Annotated in this window: 3 protein-coding genes; all 3 read left to right on the top strand. The window is 71.2% G+C overall.

What is annotated here, in order from left to right:
• Positions 1 to 11 precede the first annotated feature (11 nt).
• Positions 12 to 1295: an ABC transporter ATP-binding protein gene (locus B0F77_RS44285; protein WP_425435821.1), complete on the top strand. Its 1284-nt coding sequence runs from the start codon at positions 12 to 14 to the stop codon at positions 1293 to 1295.
• Entirely contained in the window at positions 1292 to 1420 is a 129-nt protein-coding gene (locus B0F77_RS50660) for a hypothetical protein (RefSeq protein WP_281252622.1), read from the top strand. Before B0F77_RS44285 ends, B0F77_RS50660 begins: the two co-directional genes overlap by 4 nt.
• 273 nt (positions 1421 to 1693) lie before the next feature.
• A partial coding sequence (locus B0F77_RS49475; RefSeq protein ID WP_211294348.1) for a hypothetical protein occupies positions 1694 to 1879 on the top strand: 186 nt, incomplete at its 3' end.

Here is a 1879-nt window from a genome sequence, read left to right as displayed (position 1 = left end):
TGTTCGTGGCGATGTTCCTGCTGGACCCGGTGCTGGGGCTGGTCGCGCTGGTCGGGTCGCCGGTCGTCGTGTGGGTCCTGCGGTGGTATCTCGCTCGTGCCCGCGATGCGTATCTCGCGGAGAGCGAGGCGAACGGCGACGTGGCGGAGATTTCCGCGGCGGTCGGCGAGGGCAGCCGGACGATCGAGACGTACAGGCTGCGGGACCGGATGGTGGCCGCCGCCGACGACACCATCGCGCGTTCGTATCGGGCGCGGTTGCGGACGTTGTGGCTGCGCAACGTGCTGTTTCCGGTCACCGACTTCGTGAACGCCGTCCCGACCGCGTTGGTGTTGCTGGTCGGCGGTCTCTTCTACGCCGCCGACGGGATCGGCATCGAGGTGGTCGTCACGGGTGCGCTGTGGGTGTGGCGGGTCGTCGAGCCGATGCAGCGCATCCTGTTCTGGGTCGAGTTCCTGCAGCGAGGCGGCGCGTCGTTCGCCCGCGTCGAGGGGATCGCGGCGAACGTCGAACCCGCACCGGCGGTCGGCGAACCTCAGGACGACCGCATCGAGGTGCGCGGGGCTCGCTACTCCTATGTGGACGGACATGAGGTTCTGCACGGTGTCGACCTCGTTGTGCAGCAGGGTGAACGGCTGGCGATCGTCGGCGTCTCCGGCGCGGGCAAGTCGACGCTGGGCAGGCTGATCGCGGGCGTCGACCGGCCAGCGGAGGGGTCGGTGCTCGTGGGCGGGGTGCCGGTCGCGGACCTCGCGGCGGCGGGCGAGCAACGGATCGTGCTCGTGACGCAGGAGCACCACGTGTTCATCGGCACGCTGCGGGAGAACCTGGCGATGGCGGCCCCGGACGCTCCGGACGAACGGCTCGCCGAAGCCCTCCGCACCGTCGGCGCGCGGTGGTTCGACGAGTTGCCGGAAGGGCTGGACACCACGCTCGGCGCGGGCGGCGTGGAGCTGGATCCCGCGCAGGCACAACAACTAGCGCTCGCACGGGTGGAGGTCGCCGATCCGCACACGTTGGTGCTGGACGAGGCGACGTCCTCCCTCGACCCGGCCACGGCCCGGCATGCCGAGCGGGCGATCGCGGCCGTGCGCGAGAAACGCACGGTGATCGCGATCGCGCACCGGCTGCAGACCGCGCAGGACGCCGACCGGATCGCGGTCGTCGACGCCGGCCGTGTCGTCGAGCTGGGCTCTCACGACGACCTGGTCGCCAGGNNCCGTCCCGCACGATCGTCACCTCCTTCGTCCCGGCGGGCGCCAGCCAGAAGTCCGGTCGCTGCTCAGGCCCGATGAGGGCCTTGAAGTCGGCGACCATCGTGCCCTGGCCGTCGGGCAGCACGAGCCGCACCGGTGCCGCGGTGCCTTTGACCGCGGGTCCGCCGATGACGGCGGCACTGAACGTGCCGTCCGCCGTGTAGAGCGCGCCGTAGAGCTGGCCGAACGCCTCGAACGCGATCGCGTAGCGCCCGTCCGGCGTCCACGCGCAGACCTCCCAGCTGCCGAGGGCTTCGCGGCTGACGAGGAAGTCGAGCAACCCGCGCCGCTGGAGTTCCGTCTGTGCCTGTGCGGGCGAGTGCAGGCTCCGCGGAGGGGTCGTCTTCTTGCACTGATCGCCCGTCCAGCCGAGGCCGCTGTGCGGCACGAACGCCTTGCCCAGCCCGAGGTCCTCCTTCGTGCGGACGGGTTCCGCCGTGAAGACGTCAGGAGCCGGCGGGGATTCGGACCGGATGAACACCGGCATGCTCTGCGGCGGCGCGCTCACCACGGCGACGCCGGCCGCGCCCGTCTCGAGTTCCCGCCACTGCCGCGTCAGCCGGTTGTCCTGGCCCCGTACCGGATCCTGGGACAGGAAGACCCTCTTCCCGAGGCTCAACGCG

It is taken from the genome of Lentzea kentuckyensis (genome assembly GCF_002150765.1).
Classification (GTDB): domain Bacteria; phylum Actinomycetota; class Actinomycetes; order Mycobacteriales; family Pseudonocardiaceae; genus Lentzea; species Lentzea kentuckyensis.
The sequence above is the reverse complement of the archived record's forward strand: the minus strand, read 5'-3'. Positions and strand labels throughout refer to the sequence as shown.

What these genes read in the sequence shown, in the direction of transcription:
- B0F77_RS50660 (WP_281252622.1), top strand. Translation starts at nt 1,292, where the DNA reads ATGAGGGCCTTGAAGTCGGCGACCATCGTGCCCTGGCCGTCGGGCAGC.